A 17,078-nucleotide genomic window follows, 5' to 3' on the forward strand; every position below is an offset into this window, starting at 1 on the left:
CTCGAATCAGAACGCACTAAGTTGCGAATTTTTATATATCTCATGTATTAATCGCAACTTTTACACAAACCAGCTACAATTGTTACAAAACTTTTTATTTATTTTTTGAACTAGATTAGGTCAAATGTGAAGTTCTTTCCCGTTAACCTTCAGTATGATGGACCACTCTTTGAAGCATTTAGATAAATTGACAGCAACTAAAAGTGGTGATTCAGCCATCGCTACTCGGGGTAAAAGTAGCGAAGAGCTAATTTGCCGCCACGCGACGGCTGAAAATCTTACCCAGATTAGGTTTCAGAAAAAAAATCTAGATTAAGCAGCATCAATTTGTAATCGCTCGTTCATATCCAGCCGAAAAGTGCCGTAAGGGTTAACATGTACCCAAATCAACGGTGATAATGCCCGGAAATCTTCTTTTCTCATCTGCTTCATCCAAGTGGCTTCTGCCAAAACCCTTTGAATCATTAGGGTATTGGGGTGTGAGTATCAATGGAACAGAAAACCGGGATAAGAAAATTGCGTTCAAAGACTAAAAACAGCCGCTACCATGTATATACATAGATAAAAGCATTGAAGATAGGTCATTCTTCACTTCTAGCCATGTATATACATGAAGATAAATGTTACATAACTTAAGAACAGAAAACCGGGATAAGTCCTAAACTCTACAACAAATCATCAAAATCAACAGGAGCATAAGAACTATGCAGTGCTTTGCCATCTGTGGCAATCGTTTACACTGGCAATGGCTCAATCCCAAAAATCTGACTAGTCTTGCAGAATCTTGTCGCTGATCCACATGTAACAACACACGACGGATATGCTGTGGGAAAGCAACTTTTTTTTTGAAGGTTGAACAATGCGATTAATTCTTCTTTATACGTTCTCAACCAGTCGCCGATAGCTAAGAATTCCCTGTTACCTGCGGTAATCACCAACGTCAATAAGATTGGACAGAATGCTTGTGTATGACGTTGACTACTACTGCGACGAGGGTTTGGTAACTCAGCAAAGGCTTTGAAGATAGCAACTTCAAGCATCAGAAAATTTTACAGCAAATAGTCAACCCAGATTATTATCATTAAGCGTTACTTGTGAGAATGAAATAGTCTTGCTTTTGCTTCTAATTTTTTCTAATTGGTAATCAATATTGTAGAATAGAATGAAAAAAATTTGGGGAATTGAGGAAGCCAATTCTCAAATCAGAGGTATCTTTTTATAATGCCTAAAGAGGATTTTGGAATACTTAGATGTAAAAGAGTTCAAGGCTATCGGTACGGAAAATAGTCAAGTTAGTTTCCAACAGACACGGGAATAATTGCCTATTTTAGTAATTTGTGATACTAAAATACTGGAAGCAGATGATTACAACATCTTGATCGCACTATCTCTAAAAGCTGGTGTAGAAATACTTCCCTTCAATTCTTTGATCGCCAAGGCTACCAGAGATAAAAATTCTATCAATTCCTTTATGGTAAAAAAATTGCTAAGGGTGATCCTAGCTATATTGAGATCGCAAGACAACCTTAAACAGGAGGGCATTGCTAAGATTCAGCAAAACTTGGAGATACCTCCAGATGAACCTGTAAAACCAGTAGTAGCGAAGTCAATCTTTCCATCTATCCCCCAGCTTAATGACATTTTCAACTTCATAGAGACTCATTATCACCAACCAATTGGTCTGTATGACGTGGCACAGTCACTTGGTTACTCCGCAGCTTACTTAACCGATCTAGTGCGACGTCAGACAGGACAGAGTGTACATCGTTGGATTACTGAGCGTCGGATGGTAGCAGCTTGTTCTCTACTTCTAGAAACTGACCAATCAATAGATTATATTGCCTTAGCTGTAGGGTATCGTTATACTTGGTGCTTTTTTCGCCATTTTCGCAAAAGCTTTGGCACGACTCTTGGAGACTGGCGAAGCGCTAATCGTAGCTCTGTTGCAAAAACTAGTAGGGACTAGCATGAGCGTTTCTTGTCGTGAATGTGGGTAAAAAAAGTTACTTTGACCATAAAACTTCTAAACCTAATTGCTTTTCAAGATTCCATATACTACATACTACGCCGTTGTTGGATAGGAGAACGTAATCCACAGTTGGGCGCGGACGCTACCGAAGTTTGAGCAATGACTACAAGGAATTACCAAAAGACCAGTAAAAGTGTGATTTATGCCGCCATGATTTATTTCATGCTCATACGATTAGTCACCGACATCAAATCACAGCGTATTTAAACTACTTCAGAGACTCGCTCTAAAAAATAGTTTCGCAACCAAAAGAAATGAAAACTACAGATATTGGATTATTCATCTCAAGTGCTTTAGGAAGTCTCCTTCTTTCATTTACTTCAGCTACTGCTGCTACTTTAGTAGAACCAATTTTTACCAACAGGAGGGAAAATTTTCCTGAGATACCGGGATCGTTCTCAAATATCCTACCATCTGATACACTATTACCGTTTTTTGCTCCTAATGATGCTGGTCTAAACTTCTTAAATGAAACAGGCTATACAATCAATAAATTTTCCCTACTATTGGTTCCAAGAGATCCTGAATTTGGGAATGATTTAGTATGGGGAGACGTAGATGGAGATGGTAAAATTAGCTCATCTAACATTTTTACAAATACCAATATTGCTCCTGACTTCACTGTCCCAGTCATAAATATAAATGCCCAAAGACTAGAGCTAACAAATGGAATAATTCAAGATGGTGAAAGCTTTGCACTTAGTTTTATTACTAATCAAGATTCAACACCTATAAATGGAGATAATTAACTTGCAATAGCAATGTTTTATGGAGGTTTCAGAACAGTCCCTGAACCCTCTAACGTCTTTGCTTTTGTTCTTACTATGGCACTAGGTTACTGGTTAAAAAATAGGAAATTGACTAGAAAATAATGCTCTTTCGAGGAGTAAATTAACACATGAGTATTTAGAACACTGGCACTCTCAAGGACTGTTGTTCTTGTTGCCTCCTTATCGGGTTACGCGATAGGCGTAAAACTTCTAAGTGTGTGGATGACTCAGGAATCAATACACGTCCTTGAGGCAGCTGAATGTGCAAACAACGGCAATTAAAATTGCCGCGACATCAGGTATTATAGTGATGTCTTTGTTCCTCAATATACTTTTCGTATTGTTTCATAAAATTATGAAGGATTTAACCCAATACAGTTCAGTTAAGCCCAAAAAATTAAATTATGTAGGTTGGGTTGAGGAACGAAACTCAACGTTTGCAGGCCTTTGTTGGGTTTCACTGCGTTCAACCCAATCTACAATTATTCTTAACTGAACCGTATTGGGATTTAACCCCAACAAACCTCTAATCTTTCCCGTACTTGAGGATGGGTATTCAGGTAATCTTTTAACCAGTCGCATCCTCGCGTTAAAAGTCCATCTAATTCCTCAACACGCCAAATGATTACCTCATTATTATGAGGTAATTGACCAGTAACCTGCGTGAGAATGTGTTTACCATCTGGGCTAAAATTCGTTGGCCATACAAATAAAGATGAATACTTATATTGTGCAAGCTGCTTACCCGATATATCCCAAACACGAAAAGTTTTATCATTTGACGCTGTGACAATGCGCTTACCATCTGGGCTAAATCTGGCATCTATAACAACATCTTGATGCGGTATTTCAACTAATTGTCTACCGGAAGTATTCCAAATGATCACCCTATTATCTGGGGAAGTAGTAATAATTAGTTTTCCATCTGGACTAAAGCTAGGGTTAGAAATATCTTGATTCGCTTTGAATTCTGATAATTTTTGACCAGATGTATTCCAAATGCTAGCTGTATCTCCATGAGTCGTAATAATATGCTCCCCATCTTGACTGAAGTTAGCACCGAAATAACTATTTTCACTTGCTTGAAATTCTACTATTTTTTCACCGGAAATATTCCACATACTAGAGTAGTTCTTACCGTTATAATCAAACATAGCCATAATATATTTACTATTAGGACTCCAATTAATACCTCTGGCTTGAAATGTAGCGAAAAGCTTACCATCATTTGACCAAATTTTAGTTTTATTATCGTTAGTTGCAGTTAAAATATACTTACCATTAGGGCTAAAAGCAGCAAATTCTAACTCCTTTTCATGTCCTGCAAGCAATAATAACTGTTTTCCAGATGTATTCCAAACACGAGCAGTTTTATCATTTGATGCTGTGACGATTAGTTTTCCATCAGGACTAAAATTAGCGCTACTAACTATACCTGAATGTCCTTGAAATTTTGCTAACTGCTTACCAAACTTATCCCAAATTAATACAGATTTCCAAGTTGGGGTAACAATGTATTTACCATCAGGACTCCAGCTTGCTCCCGTAATAGCATCTTTTGACTTAATAGTTACTGTAGTTACTGGTATTCTATCGGATAAATCCCAGATACGAACGATTCTATCGTGTCCAAAAGTAACAATATATTTACCATCAGGGCTCCAACGGGGACTTGTTTGATTTCTTGTTAATTCGGTGAGCAAATCACTCGATAAATCCCATACTTTTATCCCATTATCTTTTATATCCCACGCTTTTATAGTGTCATCTATTGTAAAAAATCGCTTGCCATCCGGGCTAAAATCTGCATCATCACCATTTAGTAGGTTCTGATTTTTTATTTCTCTGATAAGCCTACCAGATAAATCCCAAATGCCCGTTTTTTCAGGTGTTGATACAAAGAGACGCTGGCTATCAGGACTAAAACCAGCATCACTAATTACCCATTTATCATCTACTTTAAATCGTGCAATTTGCTTACCTGAAGCATTCCAAACATAGGAGTAATTAGAGTTAGTCAAAATATATTTTCCATTCGGACTCCAATAAGCACTTTTAACAGCCCTTGAATCTCCTCTTAGCGTTACCAATAGCTGACCCGATGTATTCCAAATACGGGCAGTCTTATCATCAGAAGCCGTAAGAATATATTTACTATCAGAGCTATAACTAGCACTATTAACTCTATCTTGATGTTGAAGTTTTAGTAATAAATTACCAGATAAATCCCAGATGTGAGCTATTTTGTCATCGGAATTGTTAACAAGAGGCTTTCCGTCTGGGCCTGGTGCTGGTAGCCTGTCAGAAGTAGTAATAACACGTGTTCCATCTGGGCTAAAGCTGGCACTAATTAAATATTCTTGATGTTTAAGTATCGCTAATTGTTTACCTGAAGTATTCCAAATTCGAGCGGTTTTATCCACACTAGTGGTAAGAATATGCTTTCCGTCTCGACTAAAATCAGCACTATTCACCTGTTCTTTATGTCCTTTAAGTTCTGCTATCAGCTGACCCGAGAAATTCCAAATTCGAGCTGTTTTATCAGCGGAAGCGGTGATAATATACTTTCCATCATGGCTCCAATTCACACTTGTAATAGCATCTTTATGAGCACGAAATTGCTTAAGTTCACGGATATTTGCGAGTATTGTTTGCAAGGCTAAAAATGGACTAGTTGCAGGATATTTTTCGATAGAACGTCCATCTTTTACTAGTTCTCTTAACCTTTGTCCTACATCTACCGCTGTTACTAAAGATTCAATTTGTTTCGTTTTAAACTGTTGTAGCGCTACAATTCCTGCACGTTCTAATCTTGTACCTTCCTGGGATTCTCGTAATTGATGAGTTGCAGATGCAAAAGCGATAGTTGCTCCGATAAGAGAACAAATAAGAACTCCACCACCAATACGAATTTGCTGTTTGGCTTGATGTTGTGCCGTAGTTAAAGTTTCGTTAGCCTGTGCTAAAATGCGACTCTCTTCTTCTTGAAATTCTAGTGCCGTAGCTATTTTTTGTTTTTCCAATTCCTGGCTAGCAGTTAAAAACTGGTAATCTTCTTGATTTAAACTTTTATTAGCCGCCCAATTTTTTGCATCTTTTAATGCCTTGCCATGCAATAATCTAGAATTATCTCGATAGCTTGAAGCAAACCAAGCTGATAATGCTTCTGAATAAGGTCTTAAATCGGCGAGTGCTTTTTCTACCCAGTTTAAATCAAAAACACTTGCATAAATACGGTTATAAACCCTTAAATATCCTTGCTGTTCTACGACTAATCCAGATAATCGTAATTCTATCTGTTCTGAGCTATCCGAAGCCGAAATTTGTCCTAATTGTAAAATTTTCTGATATAAGCCAAGCAATGCACCTGTATTATGCTTACTCATCAAAATTCTATCTTTAATGGTTTTTAAATGGGGTGGTTCGTCTTGTGATTCCCAGTTTTCAATTATTTGTTGCGTAACAATGTTTTTTACCCATTCGGCTTCTGTAGCTTTGTTCGTTACTTGTGGGGAAGTTACTAACAAATCACATAATTTTTGTGTAAGGAAGGGTTGCCCTCCAGTCCATGCTAAAACTTCTTTCAAAATAGCTTGTGGATTTTTAATCCCTTTTAACCCTGATGCTAAAGGTGGAATTTCGTGTATTTGAAAACCATTAATTTGAATGGCACAACCGATATTAAAGGGTGTTCGTACTTTATCTGCAATTAAATCGCTAGGTGTTGCTACTCCGAGAAGCACAAAAGTAATCCGATTAAATTTGCTATTAAAGTTCCGTTTTTCATAACAACTTCTAATCCAGACAAAAAAATCATCAACCTCAAAATTCAGGCTTAAAATACTATCAATTTCATCAATAAAAACAACTAGTTTACTTTTGACTTTTTCTAACAAAATTTTTTCAATAAATATATCCAAACGCTGTATTGGTGCTAATTCATAGTTTTCCTTCCACCATGTTCTAATAAATTCGCTGGGGTTAGTTATTTCAAAATTTGCAACCAATGTGTAAACAATACCTGCATACCACTGTTCCGGATTTATATCTTTACTACCGCGTCCAGAAATATCAATTGTAGTACAAGCGATTCCTTCAGCTTGCAGTCGTTTTATTGTGCGAACTTGCAAGCTAGTTTTACCCATCTGTCGAGAATTAAAAATATAACAAAAGTTCCCAGCTTTCAGTTCATTGTAAAGGTCAGAGTCTGCTTGTCTAACTACATAGCTGGGAGCATCTTCTGTCAAACTTCCACCAACTTTATATGAGAAATTGTTGCTCATTATCTAATGTTTAGCTAATTATATGGGCGCAAATAATAAGAGTGTAGAATGCGTTATAACGAAGTTTAACGTAATATTAATTATGTGAAGTGTGTTACGGCTTACGTAACACACCCTTAAAACTAAAAGCTATTTCGGCGAATTAATGCTTCTAATTCACTTTTTTGATTATCAATTAATTCTATTGCTGGATTGTTTGGAGCAAACTTTTTTAGGAGTTGCGAACGCTCTCTTTCAAAATTTTCTATTTTTTGATATGCAGTATTCAATATAAGTTCTTTTAGTACCCGATTATCTACTTGTGGTTGTGTATTGGCAAGTTGTTTATACAAATCCTGAAGTTGGGCGTCAAAATCCTGAATCGTTGGATGTTGAGGTTCCAATTTTGCTAAATTTAATGCTCGCTCGATTTCAATTTTGGCGATGGATTGTAAAGTAAGACCAGTCGTAATCTGCGGTGCTGGCATAGATACACCCATTTGTAATAATTTATTTCTGACTTTATTGAACGTCTCTTGAGTTTCGGGAGCCATAGCACCTCCAAAAACTCCATTTAGGTGTTGTTGCAAAATTTTATCTGCTGCTTTGTAATCTGTGATTGCATTTTCTTTATCTCCTATAGCTTTATACAGATTACCTCTAGAAATGTAAGCTTCAGCGAAGGAATTATCACCACGAATGACTTCAGTCCAATCTGAAATTGCTTTCTGTTTTTCGTCTAACTTTTCATAAGCCCTACTTCTTTGATAGTATGCATACCACCTGAAACTCAAGCTATCTGTATTATTTTGATTAATTATTTGGGTATAATCTTCCACTGCTGCTTTGTAATTCCCAATTTTATAGTAAGCGTTTCCACGGTCATAGTAGGATTCTTCAGCTTTAGGATTAAGTTGAATTGCTTGCGTGAAAAAAGAAATTGCAGCTTGTGAGTTTTTTTTTGCACTCCAGTTGAAAAAGTCCCATGCTTCTGAAGTCAGCTACTGTCTTAAGCTGTGGTGGCTTAAGAGATTTGCAGGCATCTGAATTATCAGAAGCTAGGATTGGTGTAACCATTGGCATCGAAAAACCTAGCAGCACAATAGATGATGCATAACCAAGTAAGGAAGATATAGAGAAGGAAAATTTCATAATTATATAATCTAGAAAGATTTTTCAGTTAAAGTAGGACTAGTGTTCACAGGTTGCACCTCGAACCTTATTCCTATTCCTACTAATCCCATTTAACCTTGACAGCACTTGAGTTCGCATAGGAGTTTATTGAGTACGTATCGACTTTGTAGTGAGATTGAATATTTTAAAATTTCGCCAAAAAAAGAAACTTAGCAGTTGTAATATCAGAAATGCCACGTTCAGTTAGAGTACGTCCTGAATTCATATCAGAGGTAAAGTCGGCGCTATGGCGTAATGGCTACATTCGTCAAACTGATTTAGCTGAATATTTGCAAATATCTCAATCTACTATCAGCAGTTTTCTTAATGGCAGACCTGTAGATTACCTTAACTTTAGAGAAATTTGCCGTGTTTTAAGGCTGGAATGGCAAGATATTGCTGATTTAACTGCTGATTTGACAGTGGCAAGTGGGAAAGATATGTTTTCATCCCCATTGGTACGCACCACAGAGGAAAATAACAAAGAAACTCAAGAAACATCTTCATCCCTCTCTTTAGAGCATCCATCCGGGCAAGTACCATTAGATTCGCCATTTTATATCAAGCGTTCCCCGATCGAAGAACGATGTTACGAACAAATTCACAAACCCGGTGCTTTAATTAGAATAAAAGCACCCAGACAAATGGGTAAAACTTCACTTTTGTCAAGAATTATTCATCAATCACATTCTCAAGGGGATTGTGCCGTTATATTAGATTTCCAACTTGCAGCACAGCAGATTTTTGTCAATTCAGATAAGTTTTTACGTTGGTTTTGTGGCAGTGTTAGTTTAGCCTTAAATATCCCGAATCAAATTGATGATTATTGGGATTTAGCGGAAGTTTTGGGTAGCAGCATGGCATGTAAAGCCTATTTTGAGGAATATCTACTACCAACAATTAATAAGCCGCTAACCCTTGGTTTAGATGAAGTTGATAAAATTTTTGAATATCCAGAAATTTACCGGGATTTTTTTGGACTGCTACGCGCTTTACACGAAGAAGGCAAACGGCGAGATATTTGGAAAAAACTGCGATTAGTAGTTGTACATTCTACGGAAGTTTACGTTCCTCTTGATATTAATCAATCGCCATTTAACGTAGGTTTATCTATAGAATTGCCTGAATTTAATAATAAACATATTTTAGATTTAGTTCAGAAGTATCAACTTGATTGGGATGAAATAGAAGTTGAAAAATTAATGATGCTAGTGGGTGGACATCCATTTTTAGTGTGTCTTACTCTTTATCATATAGCCAATAGAAATGTTACTTTAACACAGATACTACAAAATCCTACAAGTTCATCGAGTATCTACGCAGACCATTTACGTCGTCAAAGTTTAATTCTTACGCAGCAGCCGGAATTAGCAAATGCAATGAAAGATGTAGTTATTAATAACTCTGCCAAACTACCGACAGTAACTAAATTTAAATTGCACAGTATTGGACTGGTAAAATTGCAAGGAGATAGCGTATTACCACGTTGTAATTTATATAGTCAGTATTTACAAACTTATTTGTAAACAAACAAATATTTTGTTGACTAGAAGAAAGGCAGAGAGCGAAACTTTTTGCTCTCAGTAGCACAAACGAACTATGATTTGAACGATAACAATGAATAAAAAGGACGGGTTATACTTCACAACCTCATAGGATAACATATACTTCAAAACTATAAACCGAGTTCAAAAACGTCAAAACTTATGTACAGCAAGCAACATAAAACTGGCTTTTATCAACAGGATTACGCAACTGGCACAGGGCGATTGCATTTTTATAGTAAATGCGTACTAAATTTTTTTGAATTTTAAAATATCTTCTTATACTTGGGGGAATGCATTAGCCGGCAGGGCGAACGTACGGGATTTCTGAAACCCATGCTGGATAAGGATCTTTACGAAAAAATAGGCTAAATTTAAAAACGCCGAAACCCTTGCTATTAAAGGATTCTTATACTTTAGATGTGTTTGCCCTGCATTAGCCGGAGGTAAATATATTGCAGCTTCACAAAGAAACGATATTACAAGAAAGAGACAATCAATTCCTTATTAAATCTGGACAAAAAAGAAAACAATATTTATATTTATAGATACTTATTGCTTTCCTTTTAAATAAATGAATCTAAATTAAACCTTTTCTAGAATTTAACACGTAACCTATTTTTAAAAATATTCTTTTAAATTAGTATTTCTTATGCCTATATTTGATAGAAGTAGAGTATATTAAGCAATTATTTTTACGAATATAAAAATTACTTATTTATTGAAAGTAGTATAGCACCTAATGAAAATCTAAAGAATTTAGACAGAGGATAACTAAAAAAATTAGATTGTTTATCTAAGGGTTTAACTAATATTCTGAAATTGCGGTTATTTAAATCACCGCTAAAAGTTATTACGACCTTATCATTTAGAGGAAAAACAATGTCAAATATCAACAAAAAGTCCCCATCTTTCCAGGAAGTTACTGGTGTGCAAGACATTTCGCATGAAAGTGCTGCCGCCTGTTCTGGTGGAGTAATAACTCTATATGACGGAACCAACTTCTCAGGAACTACGTTTTCCCGCCAATCCGGCAGTTATTCAACTTTAGGGACTTTCGACAATCGTGCTTCATCCTATAATGTTCAGGCTGGTTCATGGCAGGTGTTTTCTGGGGTGAATTTTACTAACGCCGAGGTTGGTGGCTCCCTTTTGCTGACTGGTGCAGGCAACTTATCTAGCCTTTGGAACAATAGGATCTCGTCCATAAGTCGTAGATCATAAGCTGTGACGTATTGAACTAATGGACTAACACCTAAGTTTTAGGGATTAGTAATTAGAGATGATAAAAATGCTCAAGCTTTTTTCATAGCTTTAGCTAAATCGGTCATTCATCCCACGTCTCACCCTGTACTCAGGAGAGCGTGGGATGAATGACCGGATAAAAACTGAAACATCCCTTGACCACATCAAACCGCAAGTTTGACCGATAGAGGGGGGATTTAAAGATGAGGCGGTAAAGTCCAGGTTCAGTCACAGTAAGCATTTCCTGTCCTTTAGGATTGTCATCACCAGGGGTATAGACATTAGCGATACCCCTTTCGTCTTCATCAAAAGAAGTTAACGCATAACTGACGTTTTTGATTTCAAGAATTGCACACACATCCGCAGCGACCCACTCAGGCTTGTCTGCTGTGCCGACGAAGCGGACTTCTCTACCTTCAAACTCAAAAACTGATAAATTCGACATAATTTGATTTTCTCTCTCGAAAATTAAGCTGGAATAGTATCAAATCGATAAGCCTGAAATCTTTGATCCAACAACCCAGACTGCACAATACCGTCGCCGCGACCTTGCAGCGATGTGACCGCCTCACCTCGGCGCATTAGCACCATGCGACCACTAACAGCATCCACACAACGAAACGCAATCCGGCCGGGTAAGTTGTCACGTAAGTCGGGAGGTAAACCTTGCGGATCTTCCTTGCCTCGTTTAGCTCCACGCTGTAACCCCACAACAATGTGAATCTTTAGCCCTCTCCCCCGACGACCAACTTCACACAACTGCTGATCGTAAGTTTTTCGCTGTTTGTCATCCAGTGGTACAGTACCTTTGTACTCATCAATGAATAATATCCAAGGCTGTTCCTCGGCTAGTTCAGCTTTGGTCATCGAGTTACGGCGATCGCACTCCAGATAATACTCACCCACAAACTCAAAGGTTTTGCCCATGTCGTTCATCGTGATCGTGGGGAAGCGGTCAGCGAAATCTTCGTAGTCACTAACTTTCCCGCCGCAGACATCCACCCGCGCACCTTGCATTAGTAAGCAGTAAGCAGCAGCACGGAAGAAATTGGATTTCCCAGAGCCGGTTGTTCCGACTACCAACAATTGCGGGGTGTCCTCACTGGCCAAATCAATAATCACTTCTCCATCTAAGGATTGTCCCAGAACAATCAGGCGATCGCCGCCCTTCCATTGCCGTTGGGGTAAGTCATAGTAAGTGCGGTCTTGTGGTTTCAAGGGAATTTCCACAGCTATCTGTTCTGGGGCACGTTAGCTTTGTAAAAATCTCTCAAACTTCGATAAGTCACTTTGCACCGTGGATGATGCTTACGTAACCAGGCTAAACACAACAACATTTGGGTTTGTTCTTGTGTGTATTTCCTTTGCTCAACTTTCTTGCCTTGGGCATAACAAGCACCTGCTAATCGCTCCCATTCATACCATGTGCGATCGCTAATTTTGGCTCCCCGAATCTTCTGACATATATTTCTCAGATTGATTGAAAGGCTTATCCAATCTTCTAATACTACTGGCATGGTTAAACGAGTGCAAAATCAAAGTGGCTGTCAAAATTGAAAGAGTAATTGCCATAACGGCTGTACAAAATTCTAACAAACCTGATGGATTTCTTTCTTCCTTTTCTATTGTTTCAGTTGTTCCATCAAAAGATGTTTTGGTGTATTTCTCTTTCTTGTACACATTGCACTACATCCGTATAGATTAACACTTACATTCATTCGCCTAATACTACACTTGCTGCCTCTGTGGGAAAAAATGTACTTAATTTTCGGCACTTGAGAATCGAATTATCTACACTTCACTTGCTAACGTTCTGCTGAATCGTCTCTTGGTAAAGATTTCAGCTTTGTAGTATTACAGTAACACATTACTTGATGATTCTTGGCAATCTCTGACAAGCCTATTTTTCGGTAAAATCAGCAGAATGAATGTAGTCTGTCATTAAAGGCAAAAAGCTATTAAATGCTTGCACTGTAGTTGTATTAGGCTGTAATCACCAGGAAATTAGTAGTTCATTTTTTTGAGCAACTCGACGCATAAACTGGTTTTTGCTGTACTGAGCCTCTATGTATTTTTTGTAAGGTTGCTAGCCTGGCATCTACATCGACTCCATAGCTTTTAAATGTCTCGTCTAGTTGCTGGCGTGTCATTTGACAGAAGCGTGATTTGCTGTTTCTTCCATGTTTTAGACCCAGAAAAATCTGTAGCTCTAAAACTTGTTTAATCTCTGACCAACTTAGGTAAGCTTGTCCAAATAAGTTCAAAGTCTTCAGATATTTATTTATCGTGTCTTTCGATTGAATCCTTAATAAACCTCGGCATTCTTTAACGGTTAAATACTCCATTGGCTGGTCGAACTGTTGAACTATTTAAATAATAAAATACCCACGCTTGGTGGGCAATGTACTTTGTTGACAACTTTGTTGATTAAGTCAGTCCGAACAACTTATCTGGCTTTCTACCTTCTTTAAGCCATTGATTGTGTCGCATGGCTGCTAAGGTTTTTACTCTAGACGAAGGTTCGCGGTGAGTTACTTTTCCTTGACAAGCATAAGCAGCTAAGGTTCTAGACCCTATTTTGAGGTACTTTGAACCTTCCTCATAAGTCAAACCCCAGATTTGGCAAAAAACTAATGGGTCTAACTCTTCAATCATTTTGGTGTTTGGAGTCATATTAATAACTATAGTGGTTGAGAAAAATTGAGTCTTTGGCTAATGTTATTGCTTTAAGGCTTTACAGCAATATTAAACAAATCGTAATCCTATTACCATACTATACCGTACCAAGGTTTGCATCTATGACGTAAAGTGCCGTAATATCAAAAAATTAATTCTCAACTATGTATGCCGAAACCAGGATTTAAAACGATCACCGTACCTGACTGGATCATCGAAGAAATTAAAAGGCAACCTGACTATAAAGGTAATCAAGCTGCCACCTTGGGGCAAATGGTTAGAGAGGCTGTTGCATCTCGCAGTGGAGAATTAGAAGATCCGCAGATACTTCAATCTCGTATACTTAACCATCTGCCGCACTGGGATAGACAAAAATCCTGGGAGTTGGTGCTGACTATTTTAAGATGGCTGCAAGAAAGTGACCCTACTTCTGAATAAACTAGATTCATCTTGAAGATGCCGTCTGAAATATAATTGAAATGTTTGGCTTGAACGAGCGAGGCACAAAGGCAGAAAAATGACAAATTCAACTGAACAACCCGACATCGAAGCCAGACTTGATGTACTAGAGACGGAGGTAGCCACAATTAGAGAACAATTGGCAACTTCCACGCAAGAGACAAGGATAAATAGTGACACTATCCTTAGCTTGTCGAGAACTACTGCTGATTTACTCCAAATCGCTTTATCTAACGAACGCAAGGTCAATCAGATTCTACAGTACTTGCGCGACCGTAACGGTGGTAGTAGTCCCCCAGCGTAGTGCTGCATTTTCAAGAAGCCTTCCTTTGATTCACCAGCAACGAGCGCAAGTACCGCCGACATTCCGCCTCGCCCTTGTATATCAGAATGCGAAGGGCCTCGATTTCCTGTACTGAAGAAATACAAATATCGGCAATCGCTGGAATTAGTTCTTGTTGCGAGCGCACATAGTCTTGATGTTGCTGCTCTAGTTCAGCAAGCTTAGATTTCAACTGCTGAATCTGCCGCAATGCTTTGGTTAAGGACGATTCTCTGTGTTGAATATCGTTGTCTACAGTTAAGTGCATATTCTTGCTCCTTTGTATGTTTAAGTTAATATCCCGATTGGCGAGGTGTTCGCTTTCTTATAGTTCGTTAATTCTCCGCAAATTCCCGAATCTCCACAACCTCGTGTCGCACAATTTGCGCTCCCAATTCCCGACGCTGACCTTTGGAGTTGGTGAATACATATCGGGCTTGCACAGCACATTGGGACGGATGTTGATAACGCAGTTGCACCCCACGAAACTCGTACAGCTTTCCTTTGATAAGCGTTTTTGGTTCAATCATTTATAATTCCTTCCTTGTATTGACTGATCTGTTCTACTTCGTCAATCGCCTCCACCAGTTCCCTCAAAACATTCACAGCATCACCGATGTAGACATCGTTTGATGTTGAAAAGTAGGGCGAAGACTGAATCAGTCGATACTCTGTAGTACTTTGAACGAGCCGCAAAGTCTGCTGACAGCCTTGGAGAATCTCTCGTATTTCAGATGTGGTTAATATCAATTCCATCACAAACCCTCTATAAATTGACTTCCGTAATAAGTCTCAAGCACTGCATCATGCAACAGTGCCGTGAAGTCAGTTTCTCCGTAGCATCTCGGCGTGTCGTCTGTGGAATCGTGAATTTCAAACACACCTCTATCTCGTGAATTGTCAGGAATGAAATTATGAGATTTTTTAAAATCTGTAAAATCTTGGCATCCAGCGCGAGCGCAATTTAATTTTCGTAGCTGACCTTCTTTCATTTGCACTACCTCTTTTCTTTTTGGCTAAATTTTTCAAAATCTGGACAACTACTACCATCTACACCGCTTGGATGTATTGCACACACCAGCATCACTCCTTGGTATTTAATCCCGTGAAAGTTCCTGCAACCCCTGCAAGAAGAGGGCGTTGCTTTGCGTCTTTCTGATAAAATCTTTTCGATGTCTGACTCGACTTTGAATTGATACAAACTGGCTGAAGCTATCCCTGTCCCTCCCAGAATCAAGCACGAACCAGCCAAAAAACTTTTGACACTCTCCCCGCTAAGCCCTCTAAATAAAATTGTGCCTCCGATGACTGCTGCTGCTACTCCCAGCCCTCCAGCACAAATGTTGAGATACTTGTTTAGCATAAGTTTCTCCTGATTATTTATGAAAATTATCCCTGCTAATGCTAAGACTTGCCCTAAGTATTGAACTGCCTAAGAAAGCAGAAAAGCCTACCAGCATACCTCCCAGACAAGCATTTTTCTGATAGTACCAGCTAGAAATGATTATTTTGGCATTAGTGTTTAACTCGATAATTTCTAATCCCCAGCAAGCAAGCGCCCCTACTCCCGAAAATCCGGTGAGTAGTAATCCGGCAATTGCTGCCGTTTTTATGATGCGGTCAATGAACTTCTTCATCTTGAAAACTCTTCTGCTCCGGCGACGAAGAACAAATTTGTTGTGGTTTAATTGAGCTTGGTGGTAAAGAATTTGTTTGCGGTTAATCATCACGTTTCGTTCAACTCCACATAAAAATCTGTGCCATTATTGCTAACCTTCACCAGCTTGCGATTAACCAGCGTTTGAATCACTCCCAGGCTGAAGCTGATGTTGCACAATCGAGCGCTGCCGCCACAACGGCGAAGGTATTGTAAGCACTGGTGGGAGTGGTCTTGTGGAACTGGGTGAGCAAATTTATTTGTAGTTTTTCTTGCCATTAAAGATTCTCTCAGTATTTTCAATTTGATTGTTAGTAAATGACTTTTACATTCTGACTTTTGTATTAGTTAGAAACCTAATTACAGATAGTTGCTCAAGTTAAGACTATACAAATAGCATAAGAATGTTTAAACTGCTTGATAGATATATGTATTGTGGATATATTCCTTAAATTTAGATGTTGAATTCAGATTGGTCAGTTCCACTACCTTTAGAAGAATACCTAAATTATCGAGTCGTAGTATACTCTGTCTCTGATGGGTGGTGGATACCAATTAAGTACTGCCGTTTATCAAGAGCAATTGAGCTTTACCACAGGATACTACTCGAAACAAATCAAGAAGTTTTTGTTTTTGTATTTCCCACTAACTTCGACCCCAATTTGTTTAATATGTAGCTGATGCAATGCGGTTGAACTCTATTACTTATTTCCATAGTTATCTCCCAACTTCAACTAAATTTTGTTGCTGTACTTGCAAAACCCAATCTATGATTGCTACTATCTCTCAAACACCTTGGACTATTACATGATGATAAAATCTCTCCATGTTTGATAACACCTGCAAATTTATTGCTGAACTATATTCTCCTGATTTCGCTACTTGGTTATTAGGAGAAACAATCACTTTGACTAAGTTAAGTCCTACAGAGTTATCCTTAG

24 protein-coding genes and 3 pseudogenes are annotated in these 17,078 nt (G+C 38.2%); 10 read left to right on the forward strand and 17 right to left on the reverse strand.

Annotation, left to right across the window (positions count from 1 at the left end):
* Positions 1 to 312: 312 nt before the first annotated feature.
* Both HCR01_RS34450 and HCR01_RS34455 read right to left on the reverse strand, forming a co-directional pair.
* Positions 313 to 474 (reverse strand): annotated as a pseudogene (locus tag HCR01_RS34450) (Tn3 family transposase); the annotation flags it as partial.
* 260 nt (positions 475 to 734) lie between these two features.
* Complete coding sequence (locus tag HCR01_RS34455; protein WP_193200425.1) at positions 735 to 1,040, reverse strand: hypothetical protein; 306 nt, start codon at positions 1,038 to 1,040, stop codon at positions 735 to 737.
* Between the two features lie 278 nt (positions 1,041 to 1,318).
* On the opposite strand from HCR01_RS34455, the gene HCR01_RS34460 reads away from it, so the two are divergent.
* From HCR01_RS34460 to HCR01_RS41010, 3 genes are all read left to right on the forward strand, one after another.
* Positions 1,319 to 1,966, forward strand: a complete 648-nt coding sequence (locus HCR01_RS34460; RefSeq protein ID WP_226889947.1) for a helix-turn-helix domain-containing protein — start codon at positions 1,319 to 1,321, stop codon at positions 1,964 to 1,966.
* 317 nt (positions 1,967 to 2,283) lie between these two features.
* A complete protein-coding gene (locus tag HCR01_RS34465; RefSeq protein ID WP_193200426.1) occupies positions 2,284 to 2,778 on the forward strand; it encodes a hypothetical protein in 495 nt (164 codons plus the stop codon).
* Positions 2,779 to 2,790: 12 nt separating this feature from the next.
* Positions 2,791 to 2,901: a PEP-CTERM sorting domain-containing protein gene (locus tag HCR01_RS41010; protein ID WP_193200427.1), complete on the forward strand. Its 111-nt coding sequence runs from the start codon at positions 2,791 to 2,793 to the stop codon at positions 2,899 to 2,901.
* A 407-nt stretch (positions 2,902 to 3,308) separates the two neighbouring features.
* Here HCR01_RS41010 and HCR01_RS34475 read toward each other — a convergent pair whose 3' ends face one another.
* The 3 genes and pseudogenes from HCR01_RS34475 to HCR01_RS40615 form a co-directional block, all read right to left on the reverse strand.
* Positions 3,309 to 7,082 carry an eIF2A-related protein gene (locus HCR01_RS34475; RefSeq protein ID WP_193200428.1) on the reverse strand — a complete coding sequence of 1,258 codons (3,774 nt, stop codon included), beginning with the start codon at positions 7,080 to 7,082 and terminating at the stop codon, positions 3,309 to 3,311.
* 122 nt (positions 7,083 to 7,204) lie between these two features.
* A complete protein-coding gene (locus tag HCR01_RS34480) occupies positions 7,205 to 7,900 on the reverse strand; it encodes a hypothetical protein (RefSeq protein ID WP_320073241.1) in 696 nt (231 codons plus the stop codon).
* Positions 7,901 to 7,906: 6 nt separating this feature from the next.
* Positions 7,907 to 8,062, reverse strand: a pseudogene (locus HCR01_RS40615) (tetratricopeptide repeat protein); the annotation flags it as partial.
* Between HCR01_RS40615 and HCR01_RS40285 the strand changes: the two are divergent.
* From HCR01_RS40285 to HCR01_RS34490, 3 genes are all read left to right on the forward strand, one after another.
* Positions 8,047 to 8,178, forward strand: a complete 132-nt coding sequence (locus HCR01_RS40285; RefSeq protein ID WP_264299978.1) for a hypothetical protein — start codon at positions 8,047 to 8,049, stop codon at positions 8,176 to 8,178. The pseudogene HCR01_RS40615 and the gene HCR01_RS40285 overlap by 16 nt on opposite strands.
* Before the next feature lie 247 nt (positions 8,179 to 8,425).
* Positions 8,426 to 9,760, forward strand: coding sequence for an AAA-like domain-containing protein (locus HCR01_RS34485; protein WP_193200429.1), 1,335 nt, complete (start codon positions 8,426 to 8,428; stop codon positions 9,758 to 9,760).
* Positions 9,761 to 10,660: 900 nt separating this feature from the next.
* The gene (locus tag HCR01_RS34490) at positions 10,661 to 11,002 is read left to right on the forward strand and encodes a peptidase inhibitor family I36 protein (protein ID WP_193200430.1); all 342 of its coding nucleotides are present in this window, start codon (positions 10,661 to 10,663) and stop codon (positions 11,000 to 11,002) included.
* 130 nt (positions 11,003 to 11,132) lie between these two features.
* Here the strand turns inward: HCR01_RS34490 and HCR01_RS34495 are convergent, their stop codons facing one another.
* From HCR01_RS34495 to HCR01_RS34515, 5 genes are all read right to left on the reverse strand, one after another.
* The gene (locus HCR01_RS34495; protein WP_193200431.1) at positions 11,133 to 11,468 is read right to left on the reverse strand and encodes a Bro-N domain-containing protein; all 336 of its coding nucleotides are present in this window, start codon (positions 11,466 to 11,468) and stop codon (positions 11,133 to 11,135) included.
* Between the two features lie 23 nt (positions 11,469 to 11,491).
* Positions 11,492 to 12,253: an FtsK/SpoIIIE domain-containing protein gene (locus tag HCR01_RS34500; protein ID WP_193200432.1), complete on the reverse strand. Its 762-nt coding sequence runs from the start codon at positions 12,251 to 12,253 to the stop codon at positions 11,492 to 11,494.
* A gap of 2 nt (positions 12,254 to 12,255) precedes the next feature.
* The gene (locus HCR01_RS34505; RefSeq protein WP_193200433.1) at positions 12,256 to 12,540 is read right to left on the reverse strand and encodes a hypothetical protein; all 285 of its coding nucleotides are present in this window, start codon (positions 12,538 to 12,540) and stop codon (positions 12,256 to 12,258) included.
* A 495-nt stretch (positions 12,541 to 13,035) separates the two neighbouring features.
* Complete coding sequence (locus HCR01_RS34510) at positions 13,036 to 13,368, reverse strand: hypothetical protein (protein WP_191761266.1); 333 nt, start codon at positions 13,366 to 13,368, stop codon at positions 13,036 to 13,038.
* Between the two features lie 82 nt (positions 13,369 to 13,450).
* Positions 13,451 to 13,696 carry a hypothetical protein gene (locus tag HCR01_RS34515; RefSeq protein ID WP_191761265.1) on the reverse strand — a complete coding sequence of 82 codons (246 nt, stop codon included), beginning with the start codon at positions 13,694 to 13,696 and terminating at the stop codon, positions 13,451 to 13,453.
* 171 nt (positions 13,697 to 13,867) lie between these two features.
* On the opposite strand from HCR01_RS34515, the gene HCR01_RS34520 reads away from it, so the two are divergent.
* Positions 13,868 to 14,137: a hypothetical protein gene (locus HCR01_RS34520; RefSeq protein ID WP_193200434.1), complete on the forward strand. Its 270-nt coding sequence runs from the start codon at positions 13,868 to 13,870 to the stop codon at positions 14,135 to 14,137.
* Between the two features lie 79 nt (positions 14,138 to 14,216).
* Positions 14,217 to 14,462 carry a hypothetical protein gene (locus HCR01_RS34525; protein ID WP_162400135.1) on the forward strand — a complete coding sequence of 82 codons (246 nt, stop codon included), beginning with the start codon at positions 14,217 to 14,219 and terminating at the stop codon, positions 14,460 to 14,462.
* Positions 14,463 to 14,472: 10 nt separating this feature from the next.
* Here HCR01_RS34525 and HCR01_RS34530 read toward each other — a convergent pair whose 3' ends face one another.
* The 7 genes from HCR01_RS34530 to HCR01_RS34560 form a co-directional block, all read right to left on the reverse strand.
* Positions 14,473 to 14,748, reverse strand: coding sequence for a hypothetical protein (locus HCR01_RS34530; RefSeq protein ID WP_193200435.1), 276 nt, complete (start codon positions 14,746 to 14,748; stop codon positions 14,473 to 14,475).
* A gap of 67 nt (positions 14,749 to 14,815) precedes the next feature.
* Positions 14,816 to 15,010, reverse strand: a complete 195-nt coding sequence (locus HCR01_RS34535; protein ID WP_193200436.1) for a hypothetical protein — start codon at positions 15,008 to 15,010, stop codon at positions 14,816 to 14,818.
* Positions 15,003 to 15,236, reverse strand: coding sequence for a hypothetical protein (locus HCR01_RS34540; RefSeq protein ID WP_193200437.1), 234 nt, complete (start codon positions 15,234 to 15,236; stop codon positions 15,003 to 15,005). The genes HCR01_RS34535 and HCR01_RS34540 overlap by 8 nt, the downstream gene beginning before the upstream one ends.
* Positions 15,236 to 15,472 (reverse strand): hypothetical protein, encoded by a 237-nt coding sequence (locus tag HCR01_RS34545; RefSeq protein ID WP_193200438.1) that lies wholly within the window; start codon positions 15,470 to 15,472, stop codon positions 15,236 to 15,238. Before HCR01_RS34545 ends, HCR01_RS34540 begins: the two co-directional genes overlap by 1 nt.
* A gap of 5 nt (positions 15,473 to 15,477) precedes the next feature.
* On the reverse strand, positions 15,478 to 15,843 hold the full coding sequence (locus tag HCR01_RS34550; RefSeq protein WP_193200439.1) for a hypothetical protein: 366 nt from the start codon (positions 15,841 to 15,843) through the stop codon (positions 15,478 to 15,480).
* Between the two features lie 13 nt (positions 15,844 to 15,856).
* Positions 15,857 to 16,207, reverse strand: a complete 351-nt coding sequence (locus HCR01_RS34555) for a hypothetical protein (RefSeq protein ID WP_193200440.1) — start codon at positions 16,205 to 16,207, stop codon at positions 15,857 to 15,859.
* Positions 16,207 to 16,416, reverse strand: coding sequence for a hypothetical protein (locus HCR01_RS34560; RefSeq protein WP_193200441.1), 210 nt, complete (start codon positions 16,414 to 16,416; stop codon positions 16,207 to 16,209). Before HCR01_RS34560 ends, HCR01_RS34555 begins: the two co-directional genes overlap by 1 nt.
* Before the next feature lie 179 nt (positions 16,417 to 16,595).
* On the opposite strand from HCR01_RS34560, the gene HCR01_RS34565 reads away from it, so the two are divergent.
* Positions 16,596 to 16,814 carry a hypothetical protein gene (locus HCR01_RS34565; RefSeq protein WP_226889948.1) on the forward strand — a complete coding sequence of 73 codons (219 nt, stop codon included), beginning with the start codon at positions 16,596 to 16,598 and terminating at the stop codon, positions 16,812 to 16,814.
* Positions 16,815 to 16,963: 149 nt separating this feature from the next.
* Positions 16,964 to 17,078: pseudogene (locus tag HCR01_RS39520) on the forward strand (flagellar assembly protein H); the annotation flags it as partial.

Source organism: Nostoc sp. MG11 (assembly GCF_014904695.1).
Taxonomy (GTDB): Bacteria; Cyanobacteriota; Cyanobacteriia; order Cyanobacteriales; family Nostocaceae; genus Komarekiella.

What these genes read in the sequence shown, in the direction of transcription:
- HCR01_RS34465 (WP_193200426.1), top strand. Translation starts at nt 2,284, where the DNA reads ATGAAAACTACAGATATTGGATTATTCATCTCAAGTGCTTTAGGAAGT.
- HCR01_RS34520 (WP_193200434.1), top strand. Translation starts at nt 13,868, where the DNA reads ATGCCGAAACCAGGATTTAAAACGATCACCGTACCTGACTGGATCATC.
- HCR01_RS34515 (WP_191761265.1), bottom strand. Translation starts at nt 13,696, where the DNA reads ATGACTCCAAACACCAAAATGATTGAAGAGTTAGACCCATTAGTTTTT.
- HCR01_RS34485 (WP_193200429.1), top strand. Translation starts at nt 8,426, where the DNA reads ATGCCACGTTCAGTTAGAGTACGTCCTGAATTCATATCAGAGGTAAAG.
- HCR01_RS34495 (WP_193200431.1), bottom strand. Translation starts at nt 11,468, where the DNA reads ATGTCGAATTTATCAGTTTTTGAGTTTGAAGGTAGAGAAGTCCGCTTC.
- HCR01_RS34540 (WP_193200437.1), bottom strand. Translation starts at nt 15,236, where the DNA reads ATGGAATTGATATTAACCACATCTGAAATACGAGAGATTCTCCAAGGC.
- HCR01_RS34475 (WP_193200428.1), bottom strand. Translation starts at nt 7,082, where the DNA reads ATGAGCAACAATTTCTCATATAAAGTTGGTGGAAGTTTGACAGAAGAT.
- HCR01_RS34555 (WP_193200440.1), bottom strand. Translation starts at nt 16,207, where the DNA reads ATGATTAACCGCAAACAAATTCTTTACCACCAAGCTCAATTAAACCAC.
- HCR01_RS34545 (WP_193200438.1), bottom strand. Translation starts at nt 15,472, where the DNA reads ATGAAAGAAGGTCAGCTACGAAAATTAAATTGCGCTCGCGCTGGATGC.
- HCR01_RS34490 (WP_193200430.1), top strand. Translation starts at nt 10,661, where the DNA reads ATGTCAAATATCAACAAAAAGTCCCCATCTTTCCAGGAAGTTACTGGT.
- HCR01_RS34550 (WP_193200439.1), bottom strand. Translation starts at nt 15,843, where the DNA reads ATGCTAAACAAGTATCTCAACATTTGTGCTGGAGGGCTGGGAGTAGCA.
- HCR01_RS41010 (WP_193200427.1), top strand. Translation starts at nt 2,791, where the DNA reads ATGTTTTATGGAGGTTTCAGAACAGTCCCTGAACCCTCTAACGTCTTT.
- HCR01_RS34530 (WP_193200435.1), bottom strand. Translation starts at nt 14,748, where the DNA reads ATGCACTTAACTGTAGACAACGATATTCAACACAGAGAATCGTCCTTA.
- HCR01_RS34525 (WP_162400135.1), top strand. Translation starts at nt 14,217, where the DNA reads ATGACAAATTCAACTGAACAACCCGACATCGAAGCCAGACTTGATGTA.
- HCR01_RS34560 (WP_193200441.1), bottom strand. Translation starts at nt 16,416, where the DNA reads ATGGCAAGAAAAACTACAAATAAATTTGCTCACCCAGTTCCACAAGAC.
- HCR01_RS40285 (WP_264299978.1), top strand. Translation starts at nt 8,047, where the DNA reads ATGCTTCTGAAGTCAGCTACTGTCTTAAGCTGTGGTGGCTTAAGAGAT.
- HCR01_RS34455 (WP_193200425.1), bottom strand. Translation starts at nt 1,040, where the DNA reads ATGCTTGAAGTTGCTATCTTCAAAGCCTTTGCTGAGTTACCAAACCCT.
- HCR01_RS34505 (WP_193200433.1), bottom strand. Translation starts at nt 12,540, where the DNA reads ATGCCAGTAGTATTAGAAGATTGGATAAGCCTTTCAATCAATCTGAGA.
- HCR01_RS34510 (WP_191761266.1), bottom strand. Translation starts at nt 13,368, where the DNA reads ATGGAGTATTTAACCGTTAAAGAATGCCGAGGTTTATTAAGGATTCAA.
- HCR01_RS34535 (WP_193200436.1), bottom strand. Translation starts at nt 15,010, where the DNA reads ATGATTGAACCAAAAACGCTTATCAAAGGAAAGCTGTACGAGTTTCGT.
- HCR01_RS34565 (WP_226889948.1), top strand. Translation starts at nt 16,596, where the DNA reads ATGTTGAATTCAGATTGGTCAGTTCCACTACCTTTAGAAGAATACCTA.